1 protein-coding gene (cut by both window edges) is annotated in these 18,690 nt (G+C 40.3%); it reads right to left on the reverse strand.

Positions 1-18,690, reverse strand: part of the annotated coding region (locus AB1422_00005) for a hypothetical protein (protein MEW6617733.1) (this coding region is incomplete at both ends). Its footprint runs off both ends of the window (12,701 nt to the left, 53,738 nt to the right); 18,690 of its 85,129 annotated nt are in view.

An 18,690-nucleotide genomic window follows, 5' to 3' on the forward strand; every position in this document is an offset into this window, starting at 1 on the left:
TTGAACACTAACTATTGTCCCTACAGGTCCTTGAACAGGTGAAACAATGGTTATCTTTGGACCAATAGTGAAATAATTAACGGCTTCCTGTTTTGGAGCATTCACCTCATAAGCCAATACCGTTGCTGTTCCAGCAGGTTGTGTATCAATAGTAAATGTTACTGTAATAGTCCCATTACCTGAAGACGTAGTATTAGCCTTATCCATAACCGTATTATGCGGGTCTATCTCTGTCCCAAATTGAATCTTGACCGGTTGATTATTTCTATAGCCACTACCATATACTGTTACTACTAATCCAACTGTACCAGAAGATGGTGAAATCCTATAGATATTAGCAATAATCTTAAATGATGCTGTGGCTACCTCTAAAGAAAGCGTCCCTGTCGCCATAACTAATTTAGGAGAATGCGAACTATCCACAGGCTGTGTATCTACGGTAAAGATAGTATCAAATGACCCATTATGAATTGTCGAAACAGTCGTAATCGTTCGTGTCCATCCAAAACCTATGACTACTAACTCTGATGCACTGTAACCATTTCCTTTAATGGTTACAACAGTAGTTACTGGACCAGTAGTCGGTGTAATTAAATAAATATTAGATTTAATAGTCAGTGTGCCATAAGGATTACTGCCTGAATCTATTCCCGTTGCCCGCACTGTTGTTATTCCAACGGGTTGGGTATCGATAGTAAATGTCGTGTTAAAGTAACCTGCCGCATCGGTACTGGTAACATTTATACTCTTTGTCGTCCCAAAATCTATCCGTATACACTCACTACCTCTAAATCCATCCCCTTGCACGATAATTATAGTTCCCACAGTGCCGGTCTTTGGCGAAATTACCTTTACGGTTGCCTGAACGGTAAAGGTTCCACTTGCCTCTTTACTGGTATTTATTCCAACTGCTTTAATCGTAGTTATCCCTACTGATTGGAGATCAACCGTGAAAACTGCAGTGAACGAACCATAGGCAGTAGTTGTAATAAAGGTAATCGTAGGTGTTGTGCCAAAGTGAATATGTATTGGCTCTGTTGCACCAAATCCATTCCCTCTTACCATGACAGGTATTCCTATTGTCCCATCTTTAGGCTGAATCAGGATAATATTAGGCAAGATAGTGATCGTGCCTACTGCCTCTTCACTTCCCTTTGCCTTGACGGTAGTTACGCCATAAGGTTGGGTATTAATGGTAAAGGTAGTTGTCCAGCTTCCTTCTGCCACGCTGGATGCCAATCGAATATTAGAGTTAGTCCCAAAATCTATATGAATTGTCTTGGATGCCCCATAACCATTTCCACTTAGAGTTATGATTGTCCCTACTGTTCCTTCTTTTGGAGTAATGGAAATGATATTGGATGAAATACTAATTGTGCCTTTATCTGAAATCCCATCTCCAGAAGCAACAATCGTTGTTATACCATAAGGCTGGGTATCTATGGTAAAGGTAGTGGTAAATGAACCCTCGGCATAAGCAGATACAAATTGAATACTCCTTGTCGTCCCAAAGTCTATTTGAACCGTTTCAGATGCTCTATATCCATTACCTCGTAAAGTAATAATTGTCCCTATCGTTCCTTCGGTTGGCGAGATAAAGATAATCTTTGGTTCAATTCTAAATTTAACCTCGTAGGTAATCGTTCCTCCACACGCCCTAACTGTGGTCCAGCCATAAGGTTGGGTATTAATCGTAAAGGTAGTTGTAAAACTGCCACCTGCACTGGTAGAAACAGTGGTTATAGTTTGTGTCGTCCCAAAATTAACATAAACCGTATCATTCCCACAATAACCATCTCCAGATACGGTAACTATTATTCCTACTGTGCCGGAGGTTGGAGTAATATACACTAAGTTCTGTTTAATAAATGTATTATCAATGGCAAATATACCCAGGGCATCATTATAGGCTATAATAGTCGTCCGTCCATAAGGTTGGGTATTAATGGTGAATGTGGTTGAGAAACTGCCGTAGGCATCTGTTGAGGTAAAGGTAATACTTGGTGTCGTGCCAAATTTTATACGAATAGTTTGACTGGCTCCAAATCCATTACCGGTTATGGTTACGATTAACCCTACCGTTCCTTCTGTTGGTGTAACTCCTGTAATAGCAGGTTCTATTCTGAAAGTAATATAAGCCGGATAATTCGAGTTCAATCCTGTTGCTTTAATCGTTGTCGTCCCATATTTCTGGGTATCGATAGTAAAGGTAACCGTAATTGACCCTGATTCTACGGCAGTAACTGTATTAATGGTCAGGGTAGTTCCAAAATCTATCTGCACTAATTCATTACTCAGATAACCATTTCCATAGAGAGTAACTATCGTGCCTACAGTTCCCGCGGTGGGAGTAATCTGGACTAACTTCGGTGCTATCTTAAACAGTAACGAATATGCCGATGTGCCGGTATTTATTCCCCAGACGGTAATAGTAGTCGTCCCAATTCGTTGAACATCTACGGTGAAGGTAGTTGAGAACGACCCACATCCTTCTGAAGTAATCATAGTAATAGTCTGATTAGTTCCAAATTGAATTTGCACTGACTCATTACCACCAAATCCATTACCTGCTACCGTAACCACACTACCAACTGTTCCTTCTGTTGGTGTAACTAAAATAATATTCGGTCCAATAAAATAGGTATTGCTTGCAGATACATCTCCCTCTTCCATATCAACGGCAACAACCGTTGTCGTTCCATAAGGTTGAGTATCAACTGTAAATGTCGTTGAGAAACTACCTTGTGCATAAGTTGAGGTCATAGTAATAGTCTTATTTGTCCCAAAGAGAATATGAATGGTATGACTGGCGCCAAAACCATTACCGGTTACCGTCACTGTAGAACCAACGGTGCCATTAGGTGGTATAACTGTAGTAACCTTTGGTTTTATGGTAAATGTCTCGATTGCAGAATTGAGTGGACAGGTCGCCTTGATTGTAGTAACCCCACTTTGTTGGGTATTAACCGTAAAGGTAATTGTCCATGTCCCTGAAGCGTTAGCAGAAACCGTTGTAATTGACCTGGTAGTTCCAAAATCAATCCGCACGGTTGAAGCAGAACCAAAACCATCACCTTCTAATGTTACTATTGTCCCCACTGTGCCTTCTTTGGGTGTAGAGGTATAGATTTTTGCCATTACATAGAAGATATTTGATGCTCGCTTTTCGTATTCAAGCATTTGTGCATATTTATATGAATTCCAGGCAGTAAATGTAGTTGTTCCTGCTGGCTGTTGAATATTAAAGTCATAGACCAAACTAAATGTCCCTGCCTGACTGGCATAAGTACCACCATAAGGAGGTGCTGGTGGTGTTACACTAGAATCCGTACCATATATTGTCCCAAAATCAACATAAATCCCTTGACTTGCCGCATAGCCTGTGCCAAAGAGGGTAATTTGACTTCCCACCGTCCCTTTAGTCGGTGAAACCCAGACTAACTCTGGAATTATCTTGAATAAATCATCTACACCACCTGTATCATCATCTTCAAAACAAGAAGTTGTATCTGTGCCATAGATAGTCTTTGTTCCATAGGATTGGGTATCAACTGTCCATGTGCCATTAAATTCACCTCTATCCGTTGCCGTCGTAATCGCAATTGTTCGTGTCCAGCCAAATCCAATCAGCACCTCACCACCACCGGTATAACCATTACCCGAAACGGTAACTATAGTCCCTACCGTTCCCTTAATTGGAGTAATGCTAACAATATGTGGTACTATTCGTAAGGTATCTGTAGCTTGTTCACGACCTGTAGGTTCTTTCGGACCGATAGCCATCGCTGTCGTTGTTCCAAAGACTTGAATGTCAATGGTAAATGTTTTCGTAAATGTCCCTGAGGCATTAGTCGTAGCAATAGTAATGGTGGAATTATTACCAAAGGCAATACGGATATTGCTATTTTCAGTATAACCTCTACCTTCAATCGTAATTGTTGTTCCTACGGTAGCAGACTTAGGTGTAAGTGTAGTAATTATCGGTAAGATAAAGAAGTAATTGCGTGCCCATTGTGCTGTGCTCAGACCAATAACCTTAATAGTTGTCGTGGCAAAAGGCTGAGGTATAGAAACTACACTCTGATCGAATTTTGCAGTAAATGTCCCTTCTGGAGAGACTCTCGGGTGAGTATCTGGCTCAATAATCACAAATCCCGTATTAGCAACTAAACCATACTCTGTCCCATAATCAATTGTTATATTTTCTCCATTTACACCATCTCTACCAAAACCTGTTCCCTTAATAGTAATTATAGTTCCTATTGTCCCTGTAGTTGGACTAACCACAGTAATTTCTGGAATAAGAACAAAATATCTATACTGGTCAGGTCCTTTATTCCAGTATTCACCCCACTTATCTACTTCCTGAGTGTTAAGTCCTGTAGCCACAATCGTCTTGGTGCCAAAGTATTGGGTATTAACCGTAAAGATAGTAGCAAATGTCCCGGCATTGTTAGTTGAAACTGTGGTTATAGTTAAGGTTGTGCCTAAATCTATCTGCACTACCTCATTAGCACCATAACCATCACCCTGAATAAGAATTGTATCTCCTACCTGTGCCTTCCATTTATCTGGCACATCAAAATGTGGCACTTCTACTTGCCGACTGATTAGTGTAATATGTGAATTTATCTTAAATAAGTCATCACTGCGATGATTATCCAGATCAAAGACATCAGCCGCCACAATTGTATGTGTCCCTGCCGGCTGTGTATTTACCGTAAAGGTAATACTGAATGTTCCACAGGCATTTGTCTTTGTTTCGGTAATAGTGGTAGTCTGACCAAATGTTACCCGCACGGTAGCCGTAGCCGCATAACCATCACCAGCTATAGTTACAATTGTTCCTACAGACTGTGCCCTTGGTGTAACCAACCAGATATGCGAAATTATCTTAAAGGAATCTACATCCCTATATTCATCTTTATCAAAGTCATTGTATCCCATCCCTCCTGGTATCATACGAAATGCCTTAATAGTTGTCGTCCCATAAGATTGTGAATTAACATTAAATGTAATTGAAAATGTCCCATTATAATTTGCAGTCTGTTGGATTATTGCCCAGCTAGTCCCAAACTCTATCGTTACTGTCCCCTGACGATGATAACCATTTCCATAAACTGTAATTGGCAATCCTACCGTCCCCACAGTAGCGGTAACATAAACAATATTATGCGTAATCTTGAAATAAGTATGATATTGTGTAGTAGTCCGTTCCCCGACTGCATTGACCGTATGTGTTCCATAGCATTGTTCATCAACCGTCCATTGTGTTATAAAACTACCATTGCCTGCTGCAGTTACCGTTGTAATACTCATATTTGTCCCAAATTCTATACGAATAAGTTCACTACCACCATAACCTGTTCCACTTACCTCTACTACAGTTCCCACTGTTCCGGTAAGAGGTGTAATACTAATTCCAGGGATAATTATAAAGTAATCATAATCCTTTGTAATCTGACCTGTGGCTGTAATAGTAGTTGTTCCCACAGGTTGAGTATCAACCACAAATGTGGCACTAAATGTTCCATTAGGTCCGGCAGTAGACATAGTAATACTTATATGTGTTCCAAAATCAATCTGGACAATTTCACTTGCCAGATAACCACTTCCTATGATAGTAACTTGAGTCCCTACTTGCCCTGAAGGAGGAATTACACTTATAATTTCTGCCTTTATAAAGAAGTTATTAAATGCCTCTTGTTTAGACATACCTTCAAGTGTTCCTCTACTTCTTACCGTAGTAGTTCCTGCTGGTTGAGTATTAATAGTGAATATATAAGTAAACTGTCCAATACCATTACATGTAGTTATTATATTAAATTCAACTGTAGTTCCAAACTTAATTTTTAGCTCATCCCCTGCATCATAACCATCACCATAAATTGTTACCCGACTTCCTACTGTCCCTTGTGTTGGCGAAACGGTATGAATCCTGGCGATAATGGTGAAACTACCCATCAAAACTCGCCCTGATGTGAGTCCTGTTACCACAACACTCTTTGTCCCAAAAGTCTGCACATCAACCGTAAATGTCAATGAGAAACTACCGTATGCATCTGAAGTGGTAATAGTTATAGTCGAATTAACCCCAAACCTGACATGAATGGTCTCTGTTGCTTCAAATCCATCACCCGTAATAGTAACCACTGTCGTTACTGTCCCTATGGTTGGGGTAAATAGTGTAAATTGCGATAAAATATTAAATGTCCCGCTTGCCTGCTGACCTGTATTTATGCCTCTTGCAGTAATCGTTGTCCAGCCATATCGTTGAGGATTGATAGTAAATGTAGTGCTAAATGAACCTGAATCAGTCGTCCTGGTAACAATGATACTCACCGTCGTTCCAAAATCAACCTGTATCTCTTCACTCGCTCCAAACCCACTACCGGCTACTGTAACGATTGACCCAACAGTATTGGCTTGTGGCTCAACCTTGAATATCTCTGGCTTGATAACTATCAACCGATAATCTTGCACCAAATCAACCTCATTTATATCTGTGGCAATAATGGTTGTCGTGCCGTAAGGTTGCGTATTGATTGTGAAGGTAATTGTCCATGAACCCTGCGGTTTAGAGATAACCGTTGTAATCGTCTTTGTCGTTCCAAAGTCAATCTGAATAGTATGAGTTGCACCAAATCCATTACCGCTTACCATAATAATCGTTCCTACTGTGCCTTCTATTGGACTGTAATAAATAATTTGTGGCAAAATAGTAATGGTAGCAATTGCCTCCTCACTTCCTCTTGCCTTGATAGTCGTAATTCCATATCTCTGTGTATCGATAGTAAATGTAGTTGTAAAGCTGCCTTCGGCATAAGTTGAGGTAACTTGAATACTTGGCGTTGTCCCAAAGTCAAGATGAACTATCTTGTATGCCCCATAACCATTGCCTTTAACCGTGATAATTGCACCGACAGTCCCTGATGTTGGTGTAAGAGAGATAACATTTGACTCGATACTTAAAGTCCCTTCTGCCTTTATTACTTTACTATCGCTATGAGCAACAACAGTAGTAATTCCGTAGTGTTGGGTATCAATGGTAAAGGTAGTAGTGAAGCTACCTTCGGCATAAGTTGAGGTAGTTTGAATAGTTAGTGTTTTTCCAAACTCTATCCGAATGATGGTTGAGGCATCGTAACCATTACCTCTAATAGTAATTATCGTCCCTACAGTTCCAGAGGTAGGTGAAATAAGAATGATATTCGGTAGAACAGTTACACTGCCATAGCGATGTAATCCCTGGTCATCTCCATGAGCACCTACTGTCGTTGTGCCATAAGGCTGCGTATCAATAGTAAATGTTGTGGAGAAACTTCCTTGTGCATAGGTTGAGGTAAGTTGAATAGTCGGTGTAGTTCCAAATTCTATCCTTATTGTCCTTGAGTTGCCATAGCCATTACCACAAATAGTAATGATTGTTCCAACCGTGCCTTGCGTTGGTGACAGGTAGATGATATTGGGTAATATAGTAAGAGTCTTTTCTGCATTAATACCATCGCCATGTCCCTTTACTGTAGTTGTCCCATAGGGTTGAGTATCAATAGTAAATGTGGTAGTGAAGCTACCTTCGTCATAAGTTGAAGTAAGTTTAATAGTTGGTGTTCTCCCAAACTCTATACGAATCCTTCTATAAGCCTCAAAACCATCACCCCTCACTATAACTACCGTTCCAACTGTCCCTGTATTTGCGGTAACATAAACGATATTTGGCAGGATAAAGAATGTCAGGTTATCGGCATCGGCACCGGTAGTCATACCTGTTGCTTTAATCGTTGTCACACCATAAGGTTGTGTATTGATGGTAAAGGTAGTAGTGAAGCTACCTTCTAACTCTGCTGTCACAGTGGTAATCGTCATTGTCGTGCCAAAATCTACCTGGATTAACTCACCTGCTTTATATCCACCACCGCGTAATGTAACTACTACACCGACAGTTCCTTGAGTTGCAGTTACTGACACTAATTGCGGCTTAATCACATACTCAAACTTCCAACTGCTCTTGCCAGTCATAACCCCAATTGCCTCAATAGTCGTCGTGCCTATCGGTTGAGTATCAACCGTAAAAGTAGTGGTGAAGCTACCGCAGTATTCTGCAGAAACTAAGGTAATTGTCTCTGTCGTTCCAAACTTAATTCTTACTAACTCACTTGAACCATAACCATTACCTCTAACTGTAACTACACTTCCTACTATGCCTTCTTTTGGCGTAATTAGTATAATCTCTGGAATAATTCTGAGTCTATCATCATCTGAGGCAATATCTCCTGCAATAGCCTGGACATCCACTGCCACAATGGTCGTCGTGCCATAAGGCTGTGTATCAATGGTGAAGGTGGTTGAGAAACTACCGTGTGCATAAGTAGAAGTCATAGTAATCGTTTGATTAGTTCCAAAGAGAATATGAATGGTATGACTGGCGCCAAAACCATTACCTGTAACCGTAACTATTGTCCCTACTGTAGCTACCGCAGGAGTAACTGAAGTAATAACAGGTTTAATTCTAAATGATTCCGTAGCAAAGTTAAGTGGACAGGTAGCAGTAATTAAGGTATTACCACTCTGTTGCGTATTAACCGTAAAGGTAATGGTAAATGTTCCTGAGGCATTAGCAGAAACCGTAGTAATAGACCTGGTAGTTCCAAAATCAATCCGCACGGTTGTAGCAGACCCAAAACCATCACCTTCTAATGTTACTATCGTCCCCACTGTGCCTTGTTTCGGTGTAGATGTATAGATTTTTGCCATCACATAGAAGATATTCGATGCCTTCTTATCATCACCTTGTGGTATCGCGTGAGTATATGAATTCCAGGCAGTAAATGTGGTAGTGCCTGCCGGTTGCTGAATTCTGAAATCATACACACTACTAAATGTTCCCGCCTCACTGGCTGTTCCATAAGCAGGCAGGAGATGATCTACCTCCCAGTCTTCATCCTTATCTGTTCCAAAATCAACATAAATTCCTTGACTTGCCGCATAGCCTGTGCCAAATAATGTAATTTGTGTTCCTACAGTTCCCTTAGTCGGTGATACCCAGACTAACTCAGGAATTATCTTGAACAGGTCATCTACTCCACCCAGGTCATTATCTTCTACACCAGAAACAGTATCAGTAGCATAAATAGTCTTTGTCCCATAGAATTGAGTATCAACTGTCCATGTCCCATTAAATTCACCCGTTGGATTTGCCGTTGTAGTTGTAATCGTCCGTGTCCAGCCAAATCCAATCAGCACCTCGCCACCACCGGTATAACCATTACCATAAAGTGCAACTCTCGTTCCCACCGTCCCTTTAGTCGGTGTAATACTAACAATATGTGGCACTATTCGTAAGGTATTTGTAGCTTGTTCACGACCTGTAGGTTCTTTCGGACCAATACCCGTCGCTGTCGTTGTTCCAAAGACCTGAACATCAATGGTAAATGTCTTTGTCCATGTGCCTGAAGAATCTGTGCTCGCCATAGCAATCGTTTGATTATTACCAAAGGCAATGCGAATGATAGCATTTTCTGAGTAACCTTTACCTTCGATCGTAATTGTTGTTCCTACAGTGGCGGATTTCGGTGTAAGTGTTGTAATCTTCGGCAGTATAAAGAAATAATTTTGTGCAAACTGTTTGGTACTGCTACCATAAACGACAATAGTCGTTGTCCCAAATGGTTGGGGAATATCTACTATGTTTTGTAAAAATGCTACAGTAAATGTTCCTTCTGATGAAACTCGAACTGGTTCATAAGGAGGTTCGATACCCTCTACTCCATATTCAATATGAATCAATGTCCCATAATTAATCTCTAAATATTCACCATTTCCTAATTCATCTCGATGACCATAACCTGTTCCACACACAGTAATAATTCTTCCTACGGTTCCGGTAGTTGGAGTAACTACAGTAATTTCCGGGATAATGACAAAGTATCTGTATTGGTCAATACATTTTTGCCAATATTCACCCCATTTATCGACTTCCGAAGTTGTAACTCCGGTAGCAACAATTGTTTTTGTTCCAAAGTATTGCGTATTTACCGTAAATGTGGTGCTAAATGTCCCTGCATAATTAGTGGTTACCGTTGTTATTGTCAATGTTGTTCCTAAATCTATTTGAACCATTTCTGTCGCACCATAACCATCTCCAGTAATGAGAATAACATCTCCAACTTGTGCCTTCCATTTATCTGTTACCACAAAATGTGGTATCTCTGAAGTCCTACTAACTAAGGTGATATGTGAGGTTATTCTGAATTCATCGTTATCACAATGATTATCCAGATCAACTAAATCAGCCGCAGTTATGGTATGACTACCTGCTGGTTGTTCATTCACGGTAAAGGTAACACTAAATGTCCCGCAGACATTTGTTGAGACTTGAGTGATAGTAGTTGTCCAGCCAAAATTTATCCGAACTAAAGCCAAACTCGCATAACCATCACCAGCAACTGTAACAATTGTCCCCACTGACTGTGTCTTTGGTGTTACCATCCAGATATGTGAAATTATCTTAAAGCAATCAATATCACTATAATCTGGTGTATCCCATAAATCTTGTAATCCTGCTGGTCGGTCACGCTGAGCAATAATTGTCGTTGACCCATAAGGTTGGTCATTAACCGTAAAGGAAATGCTAAATGTCCCATTAATATTTGCCAACCGTTGTATCATTATTGGCACAGTGCCAAATTTTATCGTAACGGTGCCATTTCGATGATAGCCATTACCATAAACCGTAATTGGTAATCCAACCGTGCCTACCGTAGCAGTTACATAAACGATATTATGTGTAATCCTAAATTCCTTATTGAATGAAGTGTTTGATGGTGCACCAACAGCAGTTACAGTATGTGTGCCATAACATTGTTCATCAACCGTCCATTGTGTGCTGAAATAACCTGATGCCTGTGAAGTTATAGTCGTAATTGTTCGATTTGTGCCAAATTCTATGCGGATAAGTTCACTGCTACCATATCCAGTTCCACTTATCTGGACTATTGTTCCTACTGTTCCAGTTTCTGGGGTAATGATAATTCCAGGTGTAATGACAAAATATTGATATGCACCAGTAATCTGACCCGTTGCTTTCACCGTTGTCGTTCCCACCGGTTGAGTATCAACCGTAAATGTAGTACTAAATGTCCCATTTGGTCCTGAGGTAACCGTAGTAATCGTCAGATGCGTGCCAAAATCAATCGTGATAAGTTCTGCTGCCTTATATCCAGTTCCTTGAACCGTGACGGGTGTTGACACGGGTCCAGAAGATGGCACAACTGATGTAACTTCGGCCATAATAAAGAAATAATTATATGCTAACTCTTTAGACTTATTTGTCCCTCTACTCCTAACAGTTGTTGTTCCTGCTGGTTGAGTATTAACTACAAATGAATGGAGAAATTGTCCGTTAGAATTAGATGATTGAACCTCTGTAGATTCTTCATCCGTTCCAAATTTAAGGACTATATCTTCTATGGCAGAATATCCATCTCCTCTTATTGTAACAACTGTCCCTACCGTCTGACGATATGGAGTAACCTCATATATTCGCGCAATAATCTTAAATTTACCATAATCTACAACACCACTGGTTAATCCTTTTGCACTTATCGTCTTAGTTCCATAAACCTGGGTATCAACCGTAAATGTCATTGAGAAACTACCATAAGCATCTGTTGTTGTCATCGTAATAGTGCCAGTATTACCAAATCCAATACAAATCCCCTCGGTTGCACCATAACCATTTCCAGTTACCGTCACGATGCTATATATCTTTTCACCAGTAGTTGCCACAATAAGAGCTTCTACTACCCCAGATGTAGGTGTAATAAGTGTAATCCTTGGTAAGATAGTAAATGTGGATGTAGCAATAACATTTTCCGCTGCTGATAATGTTGATGTTCCACTTGCTTTAATTAATGTCGGTCCCTGTTGTTGAGTATCCACAGTAAAACTGATACTGAATGCCCCCAATTTATCAGTTCTGGTAATAATTCTGGGTCTTGTTGTCCCAAAATCAATTTGTATCCCTTCACTTATCCCAAAACCATTACCGGCTACTGTCACCTCACTACCAACAGTTCCTGATTGAGGACTAACTAAAATAATATTCGGTAGTATCTTCACGGTAAATGTTGCATCTTGTGCGCCGCTATTCACACCAATAACTCTAATTGTTGTTGTGCCATAAGATTGCGTATCAATTGTAAATGAGTATTCAAATTCACCTTTATAATCACTATTATACCAGATAGTTCTGGTTGGATTATTCCCAAACTCTACTCGTATTGGTTCCACTCGACCGAAACCGCTACCTTTTACTGTCACGGCACTACCTACACTTCCCGCATAAGGTGCCACTGAATCAATATGTGACAAGATAGTAATAAATGTCGAAGTCCCATCTTGTGAACTCATACCGATAGCAAAAATAGTTGTTGTCCCATAAATTTGGGCATTAATCGTAAATGTCGTGCTAAATGACCCATTATTTTCTGCCTGGGCAATAGTTGCTGTATTTGTAGTCCCAAATAATATATGGACTTGCTCATTAGAATAATAGCCATTACCTCGAACAGTAATTATTGTGCCAACTATCCCCTGGGTTGGAGTAACAAAGATAATCTCTGACCTTATCTTGTAAATATATCTTTCATAAGACTGCCCGGTGGATGACCCTACGGCTATAATACTTGTAGTTCCATAAGATTGAGTATTAACGGTAAATATGGCGGTAAAGCTACCCGAGGCAGTGCTGGTAACCGTAGTAATAGTCCGTTCCGTCCCAAAGATAATACTAATCATTTCAGTAGCACCAAACCCATTACCCGCAACTGTAACCCAACTACCAACAGTTCCTTCCGTAGGAACTATAGAGACAATATTAGACAGGATAACAAAAGTAGAAGTTGCTGTAGCTGGAGATGTTACTCCTGGAGTAGAATCAACATCCGTCGCTATAATCGTCGTTGTCCCATAAGGTTGAGTATTAATTGTAAATGTAACGGTAAATGACCCACCGCTTTTCATATTCATCTGGGTAATATTAATTGTTGTTCCAAAATGAATACTGGCACCATTTGCCGGATAATTAAATCCATTACCATAAACAGTAACTACTTTTCCAACCGTTCCAGAAGTTGGGGTAACATAAACTATCTTAGGTAAGATTTCGTAACCCAGAGAAACTTGTTTAGATACACTACTTTCATCTTTTGCCCAAACCTCTCTTAGTGGATAATGCATCTGTTCTGGAACTGTAAATATGGTTGAGAAACTTCCATGTGAATAAGAAGATGTTAGAGTTATGGTTGCTAAATCAACTCCAGTTACACCAAATAATATCGCTATCGTCTTAGAGGCATTAAACCCATTTCCTGCGATTGTTACTTTACTTCCTACTATTCCGGATTGTGGTGTAAAGACAATGATATTGGGTTCTATCTTAAATTCATGCCTGGCAATAATTCCTTTAGAATCAATAGCAGTTATCGTTGTTGAGCCATAAGGCTGGGTATCGATGGTAAAGATAACTGTGAATAAGCCATTTCCATCAGTTGATATACAAGTAATACTCAATGTCGTTCCAAAATCTACTCTTACATAATCGGTCCCTGTAAAACCATCACCGCTCATTGTCACTATAGTTCCTACTGTGCCCTGATTAGGACTAACATCAATTATCCTTGATAATATCCTGAAGAAGACGGTAGCAGTAGTTCCTGTATTCACACCTTTAGCTATAACTGTTGTTGTTCCTACAGGTTGCCCATTAACAGTAAATGTCGTACTGAATGAACCATAGTCCCCATCAATATTAACCAGTGGAACAATAGTTACTGTCGTCCCAAATGAAATCAGGATTTTCTCATTTGGAGCACCACCAAAACCATTACCCGCAATTGTCACCGTCGTACCTACAGTTCCATCACTCGGGTTAAATACCGTAATATTAGGTCTTATCTTAAACTTATCCTCTGCAGATATATTCTGTGCATCCTTAGCTTTAATCTTACAAGCATCACCACTTGCATAGTCTCCGTATGCATCAGCCCGCTGAGTATTGACCGTAAATGTAGTTGTCCAGCTACCATACGCTGTTGAGGTAACGGTTGTAATTGACGAATGCATACCAAATTGTATGACAATAGGACTTGTGGCATTAAATCCATTCCCACTCAAAGTAACTATCGTTCCGACTGACCCTGTTTGTGGGCTGACATAGATAATCTTTGGCAGTATCTTGTAGGTATTGCTCGCAGAGCCTAAACTACCGTAGCCAGTAATCGTTGTTGTGCCGTAAGGCTGGGTATTAATGGTAAATGAAACGCTAAATGTGCCATTGACATTAGCAGATACAGTCTGAATCGTCGGTGTCGTGCCAAAGCCAATCCACACCAACCCTTCTTTCGGATACCCATTGGCAGTAATCGTTACCACACTCCCAACCGTGCCTTCACTCAACTCTACCTTCCAAATAGCAGGTAGTATGGTGAATGTCCCATAATCTGTCTCTTGTGATGATCCTGAATATCTTGCTTCTACTGTTGTTGTTCCACCTGGCTGAGCATCTACCGTAAATCTTACCGAGAATGTCCCATCTGTGCTTAGCTCTTTTTCAGCTATCCAACCTGGTCGTATTCCAAAGATTATCTTTATGAAATCACCTGGATTGTTATATGGATATCCATTCCCTTCTACGGTAACAAAACTACCTACTGTCCCGGCTGGCGGACTAATCAATGTTATCTCTTGCGTCACCGTAAATGTAGCCTTTGCACTTGCTCCGGAGGTAGTTCCTGTCCCAACTATCCATTTCTCTCCATATTTCTGCGTATCTACGGTAAACACTGCCTGTAATACACCCAGTCTATTCACCTGACTAACTAATATCGTTGGTGTCTTACCAAATCCTATCACTACTTGCTCTGATGCCCCATATCCATTACCACACACCGTTACCATACTCCCTACGGTCCCGTATAGCGGTGAAACGGAAACAATATTGGGTATAATCCCAAACTCAGTCGAGGTCACTCTCTGTTCCAAATCTAAAACACTTATTCCTATTATAGTCGTTGTCCCATAAGGTTGAACATCTACCGTAAAGGTAGTGGTAAATGACCCCGTTACTTCTACTATCAAAGTCTTCCTTGTTGGTGTCTCGCCAAAGGCTATCCGTATATTCTCGCTCCTCCCATACCCTGTTCCTTGAACTGTCACTACACTACCTACCCTCCCTCTGGTCGGTGTTACTTTAAATATCTCTGGTATTATCTTAAAGAACTTATACGCACTCTGCTCTGCCTCCTGACTCAACCCAAATACCCTTATCGTCGTAGAACCATAAGGTTGTGTATTTACTACAAAATAAGTAGTAGTAATCGTAAATGTCCCATCTGCACTACTGTTACCACCTCCAGAACAACTTTGCAAACTACCAAAATCATAATATATAGGTATTCCCTGACCATAACCATTAACATCTACCCTCACTGGTGTCCCGACTGTCCCTATGGATGGTGTAACTAATATTATCTCCGGCATTACCTTGAAATACCTTATATCCTCTTGCTCTATACTCATCCCTCTGGCGATAACTGTCTTTGTCCCGTAAATCTGTGTATCTATAGTAAATGTCGTCCCAAATGTCCCTACTCCATTTGTAGATATAGTTGTAATGGTATTCTTATTCCCAAAACTTATCCGAATCAATTCACTCGCTCCATACCCATCTCCGGTAATCGTCACAAAACTACCTACTGTCCCTTTTGTCGGCGTGCTTGCTGTTATATTTACCTCTATCCTGAATGACCGGCTATATTGATGGTTATCTCTGTCATATAGCCCATATCCGGTAACTGTCCTTGTCCCATAAAATTGAGTATCTACGGTAAAGGTAATATTGAATGTCCCTCGTTCACTACTCCTACCCGTAGTTATCGTCTCTGTCGTCCCAAATTTTATCTGTATCTCCTCTGTTACAGCATATCCTGTCCCAATTACCGTGACTATCTTCCCTACTGACCCGGCAGTTGGACTAATCAATATCTCTGATGTAATCACAAATATTTCATCATCTGTGGGAGATGGAGTGAAATCAACTCCTTTTACTATCACACTTGTTGTCCCATAGGCTTGTGAATTTACAGTAAAGTAAACGGTAAATGTCCCATCTGTTGATGCCTCTAAATAATCATTTATTGGTTTACCTTCATATTCATAATCTGGATCTAATCCAAACTGTATCCAGATATCATCATTTGCCCTATATCCATCTCCTGATACGGTTACCCGTGTTCCTACTGTCCCTGTATCTGGTGTAATATCAAAGATATGTGGTAATATGTTGAACTCATCTGTATCCACTGCCCCTGAATTAATTCCATATGCCCGAATAGTATGTGTCCCATATCTCTGACTATTTACTGTAAATACAGCCGTAAATGAACCCATCGCATCTGAAGTAGCCGTAGTAATAGTTGATGTCGTCCCAAAGTCTATCTGAATTAATTCTGTGGCATTATACCCATTACCTCTAACGGTTACTACAGTCCCTACTGTCCCTTCCTTTGGTGTAACCTCGGTTATCCCTGTCTTAATACTAAATGTCCCGGTATCTTGTGTAGTTGAATTAATCCCATAAGCACGGATGGTGGTTATCCCTACTGGTTGGGTATTAACGGTAAATACCACACTAAATGTCCCGTTAATATTAGCACTAATGGTATTAATCGTCAAGGTCGTGCCAAAATCTATTTGCACTAATTCTGACTGCCCAAACCCATCACCGCTTACGGTTACCTGTGAATTTACTACCCCTTCTCTCGGATATATGCTGGTAATATGTCCGATTATCTTAAATTGTTTATATGCTTCTTCTAATTCATTACCTTTGCTGGGTAGTTGATATTTACCATAGGCTCGCACACTCGTAGAACCATAAGGTTGTGTATTAACTACAAATGAATGGGTAAATGTTCCACCAGGTCCTTGTATGTGCATCAAACTTACTATCTGGCTACTACTACCAAAATCTATCCAGACATACTGCTCACCACCTCCACTATATCCATCTCCTGATACCGATACTAATGTCCCTACACTGCCAATTGTCGGTGTAATCAATATCCGAGGAATAACTTTGAATTTAGTCTCTACCTGCCGCCCAGAACTCATCCCACTTATTATCACTGACTTCGTCCCATAATCCTGTATATCTACGGTAAATTTAGTTGAAAATGAACCATAGACATCGGTAGTAGTTATCGTCAGTGTCTTTGTCGTCCCAAATTCTATATGTATCGCCTCGGTCTGCCCAAATCCATTCCCGGCTATCGTTATTTCAGTTGTTACTACCCCTATAGTTGGTGTAAAGGTGATTAATTGTGAAAGTATATTAAATGTCCCTACTGATTCTTGTCCTGTATTTAATCCAGCTGCCTTAACTGTCGTTATCCCATACCTCTGGGTATCTATCGTAAATGTGGTTGAAAAACTACCTCGTTCAGATGTCCTTGTCGTAATAATCGTCTTTGTCGTCCCAAAGTCTATCCTTATTTCCTCGGTTGCTCCATATCCTGTCCCTAATACCGTAACTATCGTCCCTATTACACCCTCTGTTGGTGAAATCCACACGATGACCGATTTAATGGTAAATGTCGCATATAACTGCTCGGCTACATTCACATCGATTATTGTCATCGTTGTTGTCCCATAAACTTGCGTATCTACCGTAAATGTAGTTGAGAATGACCCATACGCCGTGCTACTTATCGTTGTTATCGTTGCCTCTAATCCAAAACTTATTCGTATCAGACTGCTCGCACTATACCCATTACCGGCTACACTTACTATCGTCCCTACTGTCCCCAAACTCGGTGTCCACTGGATAATGGCTGGCTTAATATCAAATGTCTCCGTTTGCTTACCAGCATCTCCAGATGTTACACCTCTTATGACTATAGTGGTTGTTCCATAAGGTTGGGTATTGACGGTAAATGTAGTTGCAAATGACCCACTCTCATTTGCCCTTGTCGTGGTAATCGTATTAATCGTCCCAAATGATACCCTGATTACCTCTGAAGCTGAATAACCATTACCAGTTACCGTTACTATAGTCCCTACTATCCCTTGTTTTGGTGTAGTTATTATCTGCGTGGTAATCGTAAATGTATTTGCCGCCTCTGCCCGGGTTGTGCTTCCTATAGCTACTATCGTCGTAATTCCTATCGGCTGAGTATTTATAGTAAATGTTGTTGAGAAACTACCCTGTGCATAACTTGAAGTTGTAGTTATCGTCCTTGTCGTCCCAAAATGGATATTGACTAATTCACTTGCCCCATATCCATTACCTGCTATGGTAACTATTGTCCCTACTGTCCCTGTCTTCGGTGTAACTAAGAATATAACTGGATTTATCTTTATTGATTGAAAAGCTGATATAGTTATTCCTAATGTCCTATATGCCTTTATCGTAGTCGAACCATACGGTTGAGTATTGATAGTAAAGGTAGTGCTAAAACTACCTTCTGCAGATGCTCCAGGACAAACGATTATACTCGTTATCCCAAAATCTACTATCACATCTTCATTCCCAAAATATCCATTTCCTGCTATCGTTATTATCGTCCCTACTGTCCCCTCTGTTGGCGATACATACCAGATATGCGGCATTATCTTAAAGATATTATTCTT

The sequence above is a fragment of the bacterium genome (assembly GCA_040757115.1).
Classification (GTDB): domain Bacteria; phylum UBA9089; class CG2-30-40-21; order CG2-30-40-21; family SBAY01; genus JBFLXS01.